A 15,414-nucleotide genomic window follows, 5' to 3' on the forward strand; every position below is an offset into this window, starting at 1 on the left:
TATTACATTGGGAAGAGTAGTTTGGAACAAAAAATTCCTCAGCATGTTGCCATTATTATGGATGGAAACGGTCGTTGGGCTGAAAGTAGAGGACTACCCCGTATTGAAGGTCATAAAGCGGGCGTTGAATCAGTAAAAAAAATGATTCGCTGCTGCATGACTAAAGGAATTCCTTGCCTTAGTTTATTTGCTTTCAGCTCTGAAAACTGGTGTAGACCAGCAGAGGAAGTTAATTTTTTAATGGAATTATTCCTGGAGTCCTTGCGAAAAGAAATTTTTGAATTGAATCAGCATGGAATACGCATGCGATTTACTGGAGACCGTAGTGTGCTTTCTCCTATATTGCAAAAGCAAATGCGAGAGGCTGAGCTTTTGACAGCAAAAAATCAGCAATTAATTTTAAATGTAGTTGTAAACTATGGTGGTAAGTGGGATCTGGTAAATGCGGCAAAAAAAATAGCGCGCTCCGTATTGAAGGGAGAATTGTCTGTAGAAGAGATAAACGAAACCAAATTTGCTCATTATTTGGATACGGAAGGATTGCCCGATCCTGATTTATTTATTCGTACCAGTGGGGAGTTGCGAATCAGTAATTTTTTCCTCTGGCAGCTTGCCTATACAGAGTTATACTTTAGTGAGGTTCATTGGCCCGATTTCGGTGAACAGGAACTAGAGTTGGCTTTAGCTTCATTTAACACAAGAAAAAGAAGATTTGGACAAATATCCTAATTAATTTTTAATACTAAGAAGGGCAAAATTATGTTCTTGCAACGCTTAATTACAACACTCATTTTAGTGCCCTTAGTTTTATGGCTTATTTTTTATGGCAATCAGTGGCTTTTGGCAGGAATTGTTTTGCTTGTTTTTTTTGCTGCAAGCAGGGAGTGCCTCCAATTAATTCCTTTGAAAAACTGGGCTTTTCAAGCTGGATTTTTAGTTTTGATGTTTTTTTGTTTGTGGGCATGTAATTATCTTTTTTCTTATTGGTTATTTGCTGGATTAATTATTTGGGCTTTAAATATTCTTGCTATCCTTTGTTTTCCAGGATCCCAAAAGTATTGGGGGTATCCTGTTATTGTAGCGGCTGTATGTCTGTTGCTTTTACCATTATTCGTGCAAAGTCTTATTCACTTATACTATTTGCCGCATGGTAAAGCCTTGCTAGTTTATTTATTGTTTTTAATTTGGGTTTCAGATACAGGAGCGTATATTAGTGGAAAGCTTTTAGGAAAACATAAATTAATTCCGCGAGTTAGCCCTGGAAAATCCTGGGAAGGGGTTGCTGGAGGTGTTATTTTGTCCATGCTCATTGCTTGGATTGGTTATAGTTATTTTAATCCGCTTGTCGCAGTTCATTGGTTCGTTTTAGCCATATGTACTATAATTATTGCGATCTTTGGTGATTTATTCATCAGTATCTTGAAGCGTCGTTGTCATTTAAAAGATACAGGCGCTATTATTCCTGGTCATGGGGGTATTTTAGACCGTTTGGACAGTTTAATTGCAGCTTTACCTTTATTTTATTTCGGACTTACTTTATTGGTGAGTGTGAAATAGCAGGAAAGAACTTTTACCTAAATCTCGGAGAATTTTAGGGAGTAATTCCCGAGTATACTTCATTTGGGATTGCATATGCTTTCAACATTGCTGTATTTTCTTTTGGCCTTAGTCTTGCTGGTTACAGTTCACGAATATGGCCATTTTCAAGTCGCGCGTTGGTGCGGTGTTAAAGTGCTACGTTTTTCTTTTGGTTTTGGCCCTATTTTGGCACATTGGCGTGATAAAAAAGGAACCGAGTATGCTTGGTCTTTGTTTCCTCTTGGCGGCTATGTCAAAATGCTTGATGAATCTGAAGGAGATGTTGCTGAGAACGAACGTCATCTGGCTTTTAATAATCAATCTCTTTGGAAAAGAACGGCAATTGTTCTTGCCGGTCCTTTTTTTAATTTTCTTTTCGCTTTTGTTGCTTTATGGTGGGTATTGGTTATAGGAATGCAGTCTTTAGCACCTATGATTGAGTCGGTGAAGCCTAATAGTATTGCAGCATTTGCTGGAATAAATGGCAAAGAAGAAATTGTGGCATTGAATGACACTAAGATTAACAGCTGGCGCGATTTTCAGTATGCGATCATGCCTCTTGTAGGTTCTCAGGAAACGATCCAACTAACGCTAAAATCTATGGTTGATGGACATCGACATCAAGTCTCCTTGCCTTTGGCTAATTGGCAGCTAGATAGTAAAAAGCCAGATCCGCTCGGGAGTCTAGGGATTGAACCTTTTATTCCTTCAATCCCTCCTATAGTTGGGGAAGTTGTTCCAAATTCCCCAGCAGCAAAAGCAGGATTAGAAAATGGTGATAGCATATTAAGTGTGGATGGAAAGCCTTTTGACGACTGGTTGTTTTTGGTTAGTTATGTGCAGGAACGCCCGGCGAAACAACTGATTTTATCCATTAATAGAAAAGGTACTATACAAAAAGTCGTAATACAAACTGGCAGCCAGGAAAATAAGGGGAAAGTGGAAGGGTTTTTAGGAGTACGTTCACAAAAAGTCAATTGGCCGGAACATTGGCTACGTTTAGAAAGACAGGATCCATTAACCGCTGTAGGTACTGCATTAAAACAAACCGTACAATTGACCGCTACCACATTTACTTTAATGGGTAGATTGGTTACTGGAAAATTGGGATTAAATAGTATTAGTGGACCAGTAGGCATAGCTCAGGGAGCGGGTGATTCTGCGCGCAGCGGGTTAGCTTCCTATTTATTTTTTCTTGCTCTTGTGAGCATTAGCTTAGGTGCATTGAACTTATTGCCCATACCTATGCTCGATGGTGGACATTTACTGTATTATTTATTGGAAGCCATTCGACGTAAACCTGTATCGGATAATTTAAAATCAGCAGGTGCTTATTTAGGTTTATTGCTATTAGCCGCTCTAATGTTTATCGCATTGACGAATGATTTATCGAGACTGGCAGGATAGTCAGAGATATTAATCACCCATCAATCGCAAAGTATTGGCAAAGTCAGGGAACAAAAACTTGACAGTAGTTTCTACTTCCTATAAAAAGTGTTTCATTTTTAAGTGTACAGAATTTGGTTATTAAAAGTACACGTAGTACTGGGCGTAAAATAATAATGAGAAAAATCAGTAGTAAATTAATATTAGGTGTTTGTTGCTCCTCGCTCATAGCCTGGTCTTCACAAACAATCGCAGCAGATACTTTTGTGGTTCGAAGTATTAAAGTTACCGGTTTGCAACGTGTTTCTACGGGAACGGTACTTAACTATATTCCTGTTCAAGTTGGAGAGGAGATAGGTCCAGAATCAACTGCTGAGATTATTCGAACACTTTATGATACTGGTTTTTTTCAATCTGTTTCATTGGAGCGTCAGGGCAATGTTTTAATTGTCAATGTAATTGAAAGGGCAACAATAGGCTCAATTACCGTGGTAGGTAATAAGGAAATTCCTAGTGATAAGATGAAAGATTTCCTCAAAGAAATGGGCTTAGTCAAAGGTCGTGTCTTTCAAACATCTACTTTGGAACGATTAGAAAAAGAATTAAAGCAAGCTTATAACGCACGCGGGAAATATAATGCGCGTATAGAAACTCGAGTTTCTCCTTTAACTGATAATAGAGTGGGAATTACCGTTACAGTATCTGAAGGGCGTGTCTCACGAATTAAACAAATCAAAATAATAGGTAACCACGATTTTTCTACCAACGAATTGTTACCAGAATTCGCTTTATCACGATCCGGTATCTTTACCTACTTTACTAAAAAGGATCAATACTCCAAGTCGGGTATGGATGCATCTTTAGAGGCATTACGTTCCTTTTACATGGACAGAGGCTATTTGAAGTTTAAGATCATATCGTCGCAGGTATTGCTGTCGCCAGACAGAAAAGACGTTTATATTAATGTCCATATTGAAGAGGGACCGCAATATCACTTTTCAGGCTACAAAATAGTAGGAAAGCCAATATTGCCACCGGAAAAAATTAATTCATTAGTCCAAGTCAAAAAAGGTGCAGTTTTTTCACGCAAAAAAGTCACTGACTCAATTTCCGCAATTGGTTTGGCTTTAGGAGATGTAGGTTATGGGTTCCCTGCGATTAACGCAGAGCCTCAAATCGATGAAGAGAACAAGACCGTATTCATTAATTTTATGGTGCAGCCAGGCCGACATGTTTATGTTCGCCGTATTAAATTCCATGGCAATACCAAAACGAGTGATTATGTACTGAGAAGTGTCATTCGTCAGGATGAAGGCGGACTGTTATCTCTGCATAACATTAAAGAGTCTGAACGACAATTGCGCTTATTAGGTTATTTAAAAAATGTGGATGTTAAAACCAATCCAGTACCAGAAGCAAATAATCAGGTTGATTTAGATGTGCAAGTAGAAGAAGCGCCTTCTGCTGAAGCGAGTGCTTCGATTGGCTATGGTACTAATGGTTATCAATTGAATGCTTCAGTAAACCAACATAACTTCATGGGTACTGGACGTTCGATGGGAGCTGCGTTTACTGCAAGTAAATGGGGGCAAGACTATACTATAAACTACTATAACCCTTTTTATACCGAAACAGGTATAGGGCGAGGTCTAAATCTTTATTATGCTCGTGTCGATCCCAAAAACCTTAATGTAAGTACATACAGCTCGAACCGTTTTGGTGCTGATGTGAATTATAGTATACCATTAGGTGAAACGAGCAGATGGCAATTGGGTTATGGCTATCAAGATGTAGATATCAAAAGTGTCGGAAATGTAATAGCCATTAAGAATTTTGTGCAAATGTATGGAAATCATTTCCAGGAAATTCGATTATCTACAGGATGGAATCGAAACAGTTACGATCAATTTCCATATCCAACAAGAGGGATTAATCAACAGCTGTCAGCTGTAATTGCTTTACCTGCTAGCTCGAATTCGTTGTCTTATTATAAGGGCTCTTACCAAGCACGTATGTACCAACCTATAACTCGAGGATGGATTTTCTCCGTACAAGGGTTTGCAGGTTATGGAAATTCCTTTAACAATAAAGGCTTGCCATTTTTCGAGAACTATTATGCAGGGGGTACTGCACAACCAGGGCAGGTACGCGGATTTGACAGTTTCTCTCTGGGACCATTGGATAATTTCCGTAACTCTGTGGGAGGTAACTTATTACTCAGCGGAACCGCTGGAATTATCCTGCCCTATCCTTTGAGTCGGGACAATATGCGGACAATGGCTTTTGTTGATGCGGGTAACGTTTTCGCTGTCAATACTTTGTCTACTTTGACTGGGAAGTATGAAGGCCCTATGAGATATTCAGCGGGTGTTTCTCTTGAATGGCGTTCTCCTTTTGGACCTTTGGCATTCAGCTTGGCTAAGCCATTGAATCCACAGCAATTTGATCAGAAGCAACTCTTCCAATTTGCTTTATCTTCAGGCTTCTAAAATATAATATTCAATCCATGCTCCTCCAATTCGGAGGGGGATGGAGAGAATTATTTTATTTATTACAAATTATCGAAAATCACGCTGTATATATCGCAACCTATTTCGAATTGTGCTAGCATCATGCTCTTTAATTTAGGAGATTAGTTATGAAACGGTTAGGTCTGGTCTTAGTGGCCTTTGTTTTCAGCGTGTTTGGCGCAAGCGCATTTGCTGATGCAGCAAAAATTGGTGTAGTTGATCTACAAAAGATCATGCAGACTTCCAGTCAAATAAAAGAAATCCAAAAAAAATTGGAGAAAGAATTTAAGCCACGTCGTGATAAACTCGTTGCTATTGAAGCGGGTATTAAAGCAGATATGGAAAAGTTCAAACGTGATAGTGCGATTCTAAGTGCGTCTCAGAAAAAAGATATAGAGAAGAAAATTGTTAGCGCACAACAACAATTTGAGCGTGATGGACAGCAATATCAACAAGAATTAAGCACAGCAAACAACGAAGCAATGGAAGCATTATATGCTAAAGTTCGTGCAGCAATTGCAAAAGTAGCTAAAGATGACAAGTACGACCTTATTGTACAAAAAGATGCAGCTCCTTTCAGCGCAACAACTCTTGATGTAACTGATAAAGTTGTAAAAGCAATTAATTAATTCGGCGATGTAACGTTGCTAACTTTAGCAGAATTAGCAGAGCATTTAGGTGGCGTGTGGCATGGAAATGCCAATCACGCCATTTTTTGTTTTGCTTCTCTGACCCGAGCTACATCACACGATGTCGCCTATTATGATAATTCAGTATTACGCGAATCCCTGGATACGACATTAGCAGGCGCAGTGATACTCAAAGCCAAAGATCACCATTTGTATCAGGGAAACTGTATTGTTGTATCTAATCCTTTTCAAGCAATGATGCAGGCTGCCCAGCTTTTATCAGCGCCTGGACTTTCAAGATCAGGTATTGATCCTACAGCCATAATTCATCAATCTGCTCAATTAGGTCAAGGTGTATCGATAGGCGCTTACAGCGTCATTGGTGCAAATTCTCAAATTGCTGATGGGGTTACAATAGGTGCAAATACTGTTATTGAGTCTTCTGTTCAAATTGGTAAAAACAGTCAGATTGGGCATAAAGTAGTGATCCATGCAGGGTGCCAGCTGGGGGCTGATGTAGTTATAAACGCAGGCTGTATTATTGGCGCATCCCCTTTCAATTATTTAAAAGAACATGGGCAGTGGCACCAAAGTTATAGTGTTGGTGCTGTTATTATCGCAAATCAAGTACAAGTGGGTTCTAATACTGTGATTGATAGAGGTTCTTTAAGCGATACCTATTTGGGAGAAGGGGTTTGCATTGATAATTTGGTCCAGATTGCACATGACGTATTAGTTGGTAAAAATACAATCATTGCGGGATGTGCAGCTTTAGGTGCGTATGCGCAAATTGGCGCAGATTGTATTATTGGTGGGGCTAGTTGCATTGCTGCTCATGTACATTTAGCAGATGATGTAGTAATCACCGGGATGTCCACAGTAAATAAATCTCTTGCCAAACCCGGAATTTATTCATCCGGAACCTTAGTACATGAACATCGCCGTTGGCGTCGTAATGTGGCACGATTTCGACGATTGGATGATTATATAGTGAAGCTTGGCGCTTTAGAAAAGAAGTTAAGCCATATTGAATAGGGTTTGCTTTATTTTCTACTATTTTGACTAAAATGACCTAATTTTCTTCGAACTGATGCTCTCTTTTGGCTCAAGCTAGCGAAATTGAAGCAAACTCTAATAAGATAAGGATAAGTTTTTGACATTAACAATTGATTTGAACCAGGTAAATCAGGATAATGTTTTTTCCTTTGACCTCACTTTTGGACCACAAGGCATACTTATTTAAGCGAGAAACTACGTATGAGTGAACCAGTAGATATAAAACAGATTTGTAGTATATTACCGCACCGTTACCCCATGATTATGGTAGATAGAGTACTGGACTACAAACCATTTGAACATTTGACGGCTATAAAAAACGTCACGATTAACGAGAATTTTTTTACCGGTCATTTTCCAGAAAATCCAATTATGCCTGGCGTATTGATGTTGGAAGCATTAGCACAAGCCTGTGGGCTTTTAGCAGGATTATCTCAAACACCCGAAGAAAATGCTGGAATTTTGCATTTTTTTGCAGGTATAGATAATGCAAAATTCAAACACGTGGTCACACCAGGAGATCAATTACGCTTGGAAGTAAATTTAATAGCAAGAAAAAGAGAGTTTTGGCGTATGCATGGCGAAGCTTATGTAGGTGATAAACTGGCCTGTTCCGCGGATTTATTAAGTGCTGCAAAGGAAATTCAAAAGTGATAAGTGAACGAGCGATAATTCACCCCTCTGCAAAATTGGCAAAAGGGGTATCAGTAGGTCCTGGCGCTGTAATTGGTGCTGATGTTGAAATTGGTGAAAATACTTGGATTGGTCCTTATGCTGTAATAGAAGGGCCAACAACTATTGGGAAAAATAATAAAATTTTCCAATTTGCTTCTGTAGGCGATGAGCCGCAAGATATTACTTATAAAGGCGAATCGACTCGATTAGAAATAGGTGATGACAATATCATCCGCGAATATTGCATGATTAGTCGAGGAACTGTTAAAGGCGGTGGGGTAACCCGCATAGGAAATAAAAACTTTTTAATGGCGTATTCCCATGTAGGACATGATTGCATGATTGGCAATCAAATTATTTTGGTAAGCTATGCTGCACTATCAGGCCATGTAACTGTCGGTGATTATGCAAATATAGGCGGTTATGCCGCGGTACACCAATTTTGTTATGTTGGTGCCTACGCCTTTATTGCCAGAGCTTCTTATGTAGCTAAAGATGTGCTTCCTTATTTGATGATTTCTGGCGATACAACTTCTGCATGCGGAATTAATACTGTGGGGTTACGTAGACGAGGATTTTCATCTGAAGCAATTGATGGCCTACGACGTGCTTACAAAATAATTTTCCGCAAAGGGTTAACCGTTCAACAAGCAGTTGCTGAATTAGAGTTGATGCAAAATGAATGTCCTGAAGTGGTTTTAATGATTGATGCATTAAATCAATCCACGCGTGGAATTGTTAGGTAAATAGATTACAAATAAATTAATTAGTTAGAGTGATATCCTATGCTAGACATTCAATTATTGCGGGATGATCCGCGATTTGTTGCTACGCAGCTGTTAAAGCGCGGTTTTAAGTTTGATGTCTCATCTTTTACCGCTTTAGAAGAAAAACGCAAAGCGCTCCAAGTTGCAACACAAGGATTGCAAAATGAGCGTAATTTGCGCTCTAAAGCCATTGGTGAAGCAAAAGCTCGTGGTGAAGATATAGAGCCAATGCGTGAAGATATGAATCGTCTTGCTAAGGAGCTAGAAGAAAAAAAAGCGGAGCTGGAGGGTTTATTACAGCACCTTGAAGCGATTGCTTTAAGATTGCCTAATATACCTCATGAATCAGTTCCTGTTGGTGAAGATGAGCAGCATAATCAGGAAGTAAGGCGTTGGGGTAAGATTTCTCCATTTGATTTCCCAGTTAAATCTCATGATGAGTTAGGTGATGGTCTAGGTCAAATGGATTTTGCTTTGGCTGCGAAACTTACAGGAAGCCGCTTTGTGGTTATGAAAAATCAACTGGCCAGATTGCATCGAGCCCTGATTCAATTTATGCTGGATATTCATACACAACAGCATGGTTATCAAGAAATTTATGTGCCTTACATTGTCAATGCAGACAGTTTATTAGGCACTGGTCAATTACCAAAATTTGAAGAAGATTTATTTAAATTAACTGGAGAGCATGGATATTATTTGATTCCTACGGCAGAGATTCCTGTCACAAATACAGTCCGCGATACTCTTTTAAATGAACACGTTTTACCTATTCGTTATGTCTGTCATACACCTTGTTTTCGCAGTGAAGCAGGCTCTTATGGTAAAGATACTAAAGGAATGATTAGACAGCATCAGTTTGAAAAAGTGGAACTGGTTTGGATTACGAAGCCTGAAGACTCTTATCTTGCTTTGGAGCAGTTGGTTAACCATGCGGAATCAATTTTACAGCGTTTAGAATTACCCTATCGTGTGGTAACCCTCTGTACAGGCGACATGGGGCCTAGTTCAGCAAAGACTTATGATATAGAGGTTTGGTTACCCAGCCAAAATACTTATCGAGAAATCTCATCCTGTTCTAATATGGAATCGTTCCAGGCACGCCGTATGAAAGCACGATACAGACACGAACAAACACGCGAGATTGAATTGGTTCATACTCTAAATGGCTCAGGCCTTGCTGTAGGGAGAACCTTGGTTGCGTTGATGGAAAATTATCAGGATAAACACGGAAATATTCATATTCCAATGGCCCTAAGACCCTATTTAGGGGGAATGGAATGCATTGAACGCATAATATAAAAAGCGTAATATTTTATATCGCTAATGTATACTTTGTTGCAGCTTTGCTGCAACAATAATCAATCATATTTTTTTAATAACCGGCCTTAATTTTATTTGCTGTTTCTTGTTCACAAAAATTGAAGTGTGATTCAAACGCCATAGATTGTTCATTTTTTTGTGGCGGCGAAAAGAAAGTAAGATGATAATTCATAAATGGACTGTCTTTTATATTAGATCTCTTCCCCAGCGCTAAGGAAGTGGCGGATTGCTTCGTCGATGCGGCGCTTGAACCTTCGAATGACGGCGTGCATGCTCCGATTGTCTGTTCCACGTCTCCTCGTATTTCGTATTCCTCTGCAAGTTTGGAAAGAGGCCTGGCTTCTGCTGATACATCATGTGTTTTTTCTAAGTCGACTTTATCATATAACGAATAGTCCCCCTGCACTAAATTATCTAGTTCGTCTACACGTTTCATAGAGGTAGTATTCTCATCCTTATGGTGTTTTTCTAAGCTTAATTTTTTGTATAGATTGAAAATTGATTTCATTCCTAAAACATCATGTAATTGCTTCCATGCTTGAAGTATGAGTTTAAAAGTTTTAGATGTTTGCGAATTTTGATTGATGGGCGCTGTGAACAATGCTTTATTTTTTGATGCACTTCGATGAGGCATTGTTATTTGATGTAGCAAGTTTTTTTTAAGATGAGAGTGTATATTTGGGTTGGTTTGAATTGTGTTTAAAGTTTTTCTTAAAAGCTCAATCTTGTTGATGTATACCAAATAAACAATTTTTAATCTTCTAACCGTATATACAAATGATAATTGGTGAGTTTGCTTGATATCATGGTTGAATAGGCTCATTTTCGGCAAGAAATACAGATTATGTTTCTGATCCCGACTGTGGCTCTTTGCTTTGGGTAGAAATGTTACGTTTAAGAGTGAGCTCTTTTTTTGTCTTCTCTTATAATGCTCTTTTTTAATTAAAGTGATTAAATGACAAAACTTTGTTGTAAAAGATGGGGTTTTAAATAATTTTTCAATGACATTAAATTGTCCGGTAACGGTCAAAAAAAATAATAAGTTGCGTTTGCATAAAAATCTGAACTCACGATTTTTTTGTTCATTTTGATACATCACATCGAATTGATTCGGGGTTGCCTTAATTTTTCTAAGCCATGCAAGATACGAAATGAACAATGGGTAGGTAGCTTCGGATAATTCTTGTTGTTTGAAAAAAAATCGTTGTGAGCTGGGAATGGTCCTTTTTAAATTTACATTCAGAGCTAATTGAATGGCATCCATATCACTCAATTCCTGTTCGTCCAAGTTTTAAAAGTATAGTAGTTTTTGCAAAATGTGCATTTATTTTGATCTGATTGATTTTTTGATTATCTTTCAGTGAGTTAAGTTATCTTTTGACTCAATGAATATTTATTTTTATGATGTGTTTTTTTCATTATCTTTTGGTGGCAAGTTCTTTAAATTAATAAAAATGATTTTTTAAAAGGCTCAAGAGTGGAATATAAATTTAAAAATTGTACGTGGATTAGGCATCAATTACTCCTTTTATAAATGAAATAGATGCTGAGTTTTATGACACGTGCGAGAAAGCAATATAGGAGTGCATTGATGAAAAAAGGTTTTTTTTATTCTTTAATTTTCTTTTCCTATATTGTAGTGCTTTTTTCGCAAAAGACTTTTGCATCCTGCTCCCTCATTGATTCAGCGGGGCAAACTGTTGGCCGAACCCATGATGCGTTAGGGGTATTACTTTTATCTGAAAACATATGCCCCAAGAATGTTTTTGAATTACGCCAGCTTTTCAAAAGCTCAGGTTTGCAATTGGAAACTACATTAGTTGCAAATCGAGGATTTCATAATCCTGCTGAAGGTAGCTTTAGTTTATTCGAGATGGTTTTTGGAGAATTAAGAAACCTAGATAATCATCTGCATATTAACGCGGGTGATTTTTTCTTCGGACATTTTACGGCAATCAATTCAGCTGGCGAGTTAATTGCTGATCAGAATCCGGGAAAAAATTCACTAATGATCGAAGCCTTTGCTTGGGATCCCGACAAAGAAGTATTTAATTTCTATGAACTGCGCGGTGATGGCATACAAGGCCAATGGTTTTACCGAGGAGATTCATTTGATATTGTTGCTGACAATAAATTACTCCATCGCCAACCCGACCCCCAGCATCCCCAGTTTGGCAATCGGCTCCGTTGCTCTGGTTGTCATGACGCGGGAGGTCCAATTATGAAGGAGCTTGCTAAACCTCATAATGATTGGTGGGAACCCGTTAGAGGACTGGATTTTGGAGGAAGGAAGCCCGATGCCTCATTACAAGATATTTTAGAAACCCTGGTTTCTTCAGAAGAACTAGCTAAAAATGTCCTAATTGGACTTAAAAAGTTGAAGCAAAGTAAGACTTTATATCGAAAACAATCGGGTTCACTTCAAGAACAACTTCGACCTTTATTTTGTCCTCTTGAGTTAAATTTAATGTCTGATATTTTTCCTAATGACGCATTGCGCTTTGAAATAAGTATCCCTGCTGCATTTTTTCTTGATCCAAGATTTTTGCAGGCCGAAGAAAACCAAGCAATTAAGATTTCTCGACGTTTTTATAACATCGCATTAAATGCAGTAGGCAGTTATTTTCCTGAAACCGATTTAAATGATGCTGATCATGCCTGGCTTACACCAGTCAAGGCTAAATCAGATCAATTGGCTGTAGATAATTTAATGCTACACGGAGTGATTGATCAAAAGTTTGTATTCGATGTTTTAGATGTAGATAAGGCCAATCCAGTTTTTTCATCAGCCCGCTGTGGTCTTTTGCGTTTTCTTCCTGATGCAACCACTTCCAATTGGCGCGAAGTTTTTATGAAGAATCTCCGCCAGTCTCAGGATTGGGCTGCTAAAAAATTGCTTAAAAATCTTACCTCGCCACAACAAGATGCTGAATTTTATATACGAAAAGCCAAAAGGTTTCTTCTGCAATGTCAGTTGAAACTGCAAGACAGCAAACATGTTGTGAAGATGTATCGTTTATTGATGCAAAGACGTGCCGAGGTTCGTGCATCTGAAATTTCATTGAATCCTCTCGGGCAAATTTTAGAACCTGGATTTCGTGTTATTTTTCCTGAAAATAAAATCATCCCAAGGCCAGGAGCATTAAAGCTTACCTCTACTTGTGAAGTAGTTGAGGAGACTTAACCCTCTTTTCCTACGGATTTGTTGTTTCTTAATGAAAATTTAGCTAGGACGTGCGATAACTGATCTATAGTTTTTTGATCACTCACCCCTAAACCACGTCTATTTCGGTTTTTTTGACTTTGAAAGATGGGGCAGCGCCCACGGTACTCTATTCCTATTCTCCCTGTCTTGATGCGCTTCTTTTTCTTTATGAGCTGCTCTATGGAAATGAATGGATTCCTCAACCAAAGAGTCGCTTAATTGTCGATGAAGTGAGGTAAGGTGTCGATGAGTTGGTTGTTTTATTAATGGGCAACCCCAAAGGAGTATATTGGTTTGGCACCTTATATTGAACAAGCACGTGCATTGGCTCCACATAATAATGCAACCAGCTTGCAAGGTGTTGCAGGTTATTTGCTGGAATCGTCTGGGCAATGGAGCATCCCAATCAAGGAATTCTTGAGTCTGAAGAGTTTGATCACGAGGAGACTTTTAAGCGTGCCCTACCTTATCTCGGTACAGTAGATGGATAGTATACAGATTGGACTCCATTACAAAACAGAGGACGGTTGTATTTAGAAAATATAGATGTTCATGATTCATAGCAGTTCGTCAATACTTGGGTTTAAGCCATTGAAATAAAACTGTATTAGATTTTTTGCTTTTACCATAAAAAAATTATTTCTTATCTTGTTTTCTGTACTGGATTAACACCCAAATTAATTGTAATCTTCGTAATTACCTAATGCGATGTTTCTATGAGTATTTATGCTGTTTAACTTTGATTGTAATAGGTACCCTTATCTATGTCCTGCGGGTTGTCCGCGATCCAGTTCCGGAACAACCCGCGGCGCGTAGGTAATTCGATAAAAGGGGATCTATTCACTTTGATTTTAATTTAGGGAAGAACATGGTTTTATATGAAGTAAATTTAGCCATTGATAAATCTGTTTATCCTCAATTTCAATTATGGTTAAAAAAGCATGTCAAAGAAATGCTCCAACTTCCAGGATTTATGCAAGCACGTATTTTAAAACCTGAACAAGAGAAAACAGAGCAGCAGGAGCAATTAACAGTCCAATATCAATTGGAAAATACAGAGTGTTTGGACTTATATTTTGCTGAATTTGCACCTAAGATGCGTGAGGAGGGGCTTAATCTCTTTAAAGATAAATTTTCTGCTCAAAGAAGAATTTTTAAGGTTCATGACACTATCGTTAAATAAGTAGGGATATGACAATTTATTTTGGAGATTCGCGAAATTTTTATCCATTGGATTATTAAATCAAGAATTCTTTAAGGGCTAAGGATACTTTCAATATCATGTAGATTTAATTATTAAAAAATTTGTATCGGGTATATGTTTTCATATAGCCTTCCAGTTGTGCAGAAATCATTGCACTTTGTCCTTTGGAATTAATATAGGATATAGAATGAGACAGATAATAAAATTTGGATTTATATTGGGTTTGATGGCTAGTAGCAATGCTTTTAGTTCAGATCCTGTTGAAGGGCTTTATTTGAATTTACTTGGGCAGATAAGCCATGCCTCAAGTCCTGATATTAATTTTACAATTAACAACCTGGCTTCTCTAGGAACAATCCAATTAGGCCCAGTCGGTGGTGGAGTGGGGGCTGCTCTTGGCTATAAAATAAAAAATTTTCGAACAGAAGCTGAGCTTCTCTTTAATATAAATAATTACGGCTCACTCAAGTCGGGTTCTTGTACACTTATTAGCCCTAAGGTATTAGGCCCAGAAGGAGTATGCCCTGCTGCTTTTGTGGATACAGGCTTAGGATTTAATGGTAATGTGATTGGTGTTTATGGACTGGTCAATGTGTATTATGATTTTCAGTTCACTAATGATTCCGGTGACAATTCGAATTTCGTTCCTTATCTAGGTGCGGGTTTTGGTGGGGCGTTTATCCAACATCATGCTGCCTTTATAACGAATGAGCAATGTATTACTTTGGGTACTTGTGCGCCGATCATCAACGAAAGTTTCAACACGTCAAACACAGGATTTGCTGCACAAGGGATTGTAGGGTTTTACTATTATCTTGATGATTTTACTACTCTTGGCTTAGATTTTCGTTACGTTTCTACGCTTAGCTTTAGTAAGAATAATAATTCTTCAAATTCGGTCAATGATACTTTTGGCATAAGCACCATAAACCTTACTGCTAACTTTGCTCTTACAAAGGCAGACTAATAATTCATTGGTGGTTTTAAATAAAATGCCATGATTGTCTTTAATCATGGCATCAATCCACATAGTTTTATCGGTATCTACTCTCGCAGCGAATATAAAGTACCATTTTCTCTT

Annotated in this window: 13 protein-coding genes; 12 read left to right on the forward strand and 1 reads right to left on the reverse strand. The window is 38.2% G+C overall.

The window, feature by feature from the left end:
- The first annotated feature begins 21 nt into the window (after window positions 1–21).
- From Lpar_RS07105 to serS, 9 genes are all read left to right on the forward strand, one after another.
- Window positions 22–729, forward strand: coding sequence for an isoprenyl transferase (locus tag Lpar_RS07105; protein WP_058517290.1), 708 nt, complete (start codon window positions 22–24; stop codon window positions 727–729).
- Between the two features lie 30 nt (window positions 730–759).
- A complete protein-coding gene (locus Lpar_RS07110) occupies window positions 760–1,557 on the forward strand; it encodes a phosphatidate cytidylyltransferase (protein ID WP_058517291.1) in 798 nt (265 codons plus the stop codon).
- A 75-nt stretch (window positions 1,558–1,632) separates the two neighbouring features.
- The gene (gene rseP, locus Lpar_RS07115) at window positions 1,633–2,985 is read left to right on the forward strand and encodes an RIP metalloprotease RseP (RefSeq protein ID WP_058517292.1); all 1,353 of its coding nucleotides are present in this window, start codon (window positions 1,633–1,635) and stop codon (window positions 2,983–2,985) included.
- A gap of 155 nt (window positions 2,986–3,140) precedes the next feature.
- Window positions 3,141–5,453: an outer membrane protein assembly factor BamA gene (gene bamA / locus Lpar_RS07120; protein WP_058517293.1), complete on the forward strand. Its 2,313-nt coding sequence runs from the start codon at window positions 3,141–3,143 to the stop codon at window positions 5,451–5,453.
- A 149-nt stretch (window positions 5,454–5,602) separates the two neighbouring features.
- Window positions 5,603–6,103: an OmpH/Skp family outer membrane protein gene (locus tag Lpar_RS07125; protein WP_058517294.1), complete on the forward strand. Its 501-nt coding sequence runs from the start codon at window positions 5,603–5,605 to the stop codon at window positions 6,101–6,103.
- A 15-nt stretch (window positions 6,104–6,118) separates the two neighbouring features.
- Window positions 6,119–7,138, forward strand: a complete 1,020-nt coding sequence (gene lpxD / locus Lpar_RS07130) for a UDP-3-O-(3-hydroxymyristoyl)glucosamine N-acyltransferase (RefSeq protein WP_058517295.1) — start codon at window positions 6,119–6,121, stop codon at window positions 7,136–7,138.
- 222 nt (window positions 7,139–7,360) lie between these two features.
- Entirely contained in the window at window positions 7,361–7,813 is a 453-nt protein-coding gene (gene fabZ / locus Lpar_RS07135) for a 3-hydroxyacyl-ACP dehydratase FabZ (RefSeq protein WP_058517296.1), read from the forward strand.
- A complete protein-coding gene (gene lpxA, locus Lpar_RS07140) occupies window positions 7,810–8,580 on the forward strand; it encodes an acyl-ACP--UDP-N-acetylglucosamine O-acyltransferase (RefSeq protein ID WP_058517297.1) in 771 nt (256 codons plus the stop codon). Before fabZ ends, lpxA begins: the two co-directional genes overlap by 4 nt.
- 39 nt (window positions 8,581–8,619) lie before the next feature.
- Window positions 8,620–9,903, forward strand: coding sequence for a serine--tRNA ligase (gene serS, locus Lpar_RS07145; protein ID WP_058517298.1), 1,284 nt, complete (start codon window positions 8,620–8,622; stop codon window positions 9,901–9,903).
- A gap of 73 nt (window positions 9,904–9,976) precedes the next feature.
- Here serS and Lpar_RS07150 read toward each other — a convergent pair whose 3' ends face one another.
- Window positions 9,977–11,188 (reverse strand): hypothetical protein, encoded by a 1,212-nt coding sequence (locus Lpar_RS07150; RefSeq protein WP_058517299.1) that lies wholly within the window; start codon window positions 11,186–11,188, stop codon window positions 9,977–9,979.
- Between the two features lie 327 nt (window positions 11,189–11,515).
- Between Lpar_RS07150 and Lpar_RS07155 the strand changes: the two genes are divergently transcribed.
- The 3 genes from Lpar_RS07155 to Lpar_RS07170 all read left to right on the forward strand — a co-directional run bounded on the left by Lpar_RS07155 (window position 11,516) and on the right by Lpar_RS07170 (window position 15,300).
- A complete protein-coding gene (locus Lpar_RS07155; RefSeq protein ID WP_058517300.1) occupies window positions 11,516–13,108 on the forward strand; it encodes a hypothetical protein in 1,593 nt (530 codons plus the stop codon).
- An 889-nt stretch (window positions 13,109–13,997) separates the two neighbouring features.
- Window positions 13,998–14,312: a DUF4286 family protein gene (locus Lpar_RS07165; protein ID WP_058517302.1), complete on the forward strand. Its 315-nt coding sequence runs from the start codon at window positions 13,998–14,000 to the stop codon at window positions 14,310–14,312.
- A 208-nt stretch (window positions 14,313–14,520) separates the two neighbouring features.
- Complete coding sequence (locus Lpar_RS07170; RefSeq protein ID WP_058517303.1) at window positions 14,521–15,300, forward strand: outer membrane beta-barrel protein; 780 nt, start codon at window positions 14,521–14,523, stop codon at window positions 15,298–15,300.
- Window positions 15,301–15,414: the final 114 nt, after the last annotated feature.

Source organism: Legionella parisiensis (assembly GCF_001467945.1).
GTDB lineage: Bacteria > Pseudomonadota > Gammaproteobacteria > Legionellales > Legionellaceae > Legionella > Legionella parisiensis.

Excerpts from the sequence above, each read along its gene's own strand:
- Lpar_RS07110 (WP_058517291.1), top strand. The coding sequence starts at position 760 with ATGTTCTTGCAACGCTTAATTACAACACTCATTTTAGTGCCCTTAGTT.
- rseP (WP_058517292.1), top strand. The coding sequence starts at position 1,633 with ATGCTTTCAACATTGCTGTATTTTCTTTTGGCCTTAGTCTTGCTGGTT.
- bamA (WP_058517293.1), top strand. The coding sequence starts at position 3,141 with ATGAGAAAAATCAGTAGTAAATTAATATTAGGTGTTTGTTGCTCCTCG.
- Lpar_RS07125 (WP_058517294.1), top strand. The coding sequence starts at position 5,603 with ATGAAACGGTTAGGTCTGGTCTTAGTGGCCTTTGTTTTCAGCGTGTTT.
- fabZ (WP_058517296.1), top strand. The coding sequence starts at position 7,361 with ATGAGTGAACCAGTAGATATAAAACAGATTTGTAGTATATTACCGCAC.
- serS (WP_058517298.1), top strand. The coding sequence starts at position 8,620 with ATGCTAGACATTCAATTATTGCGGGATGATCCGCGATTTGTTGCTACG.
- Lpar_RS07150 (WP_058517299.1), bottom strand. The coding sequence starts at position 11,188 with ATGGATGCCATTCAATTAGCTCTGAATGTAAATTTAAAAAGGACCATT.
- Lpar_RS07155 (WP_058517300.1), top strand. The coding sequence starts at position 11,516 with ATGAAAAAAGGTTTTTTTTATTCTTTAATTTTCTTTTCCTATATTGTA.
- Lpar_RS07165 (WP_058517302.1), top strand. The coding sequence starts at position 13,998 with ATGGTTTTATATGAAGTAAATTTAGCCATTGATAAATCTGTTTATCCT.
- Lpar_RS07170 (WP_058517303.1), top strand. The coding sequence starts at position 14,521 with ATGAGACAGATAATAAAATTTGGATTTATATTGGGTTTGATGGCTAGT.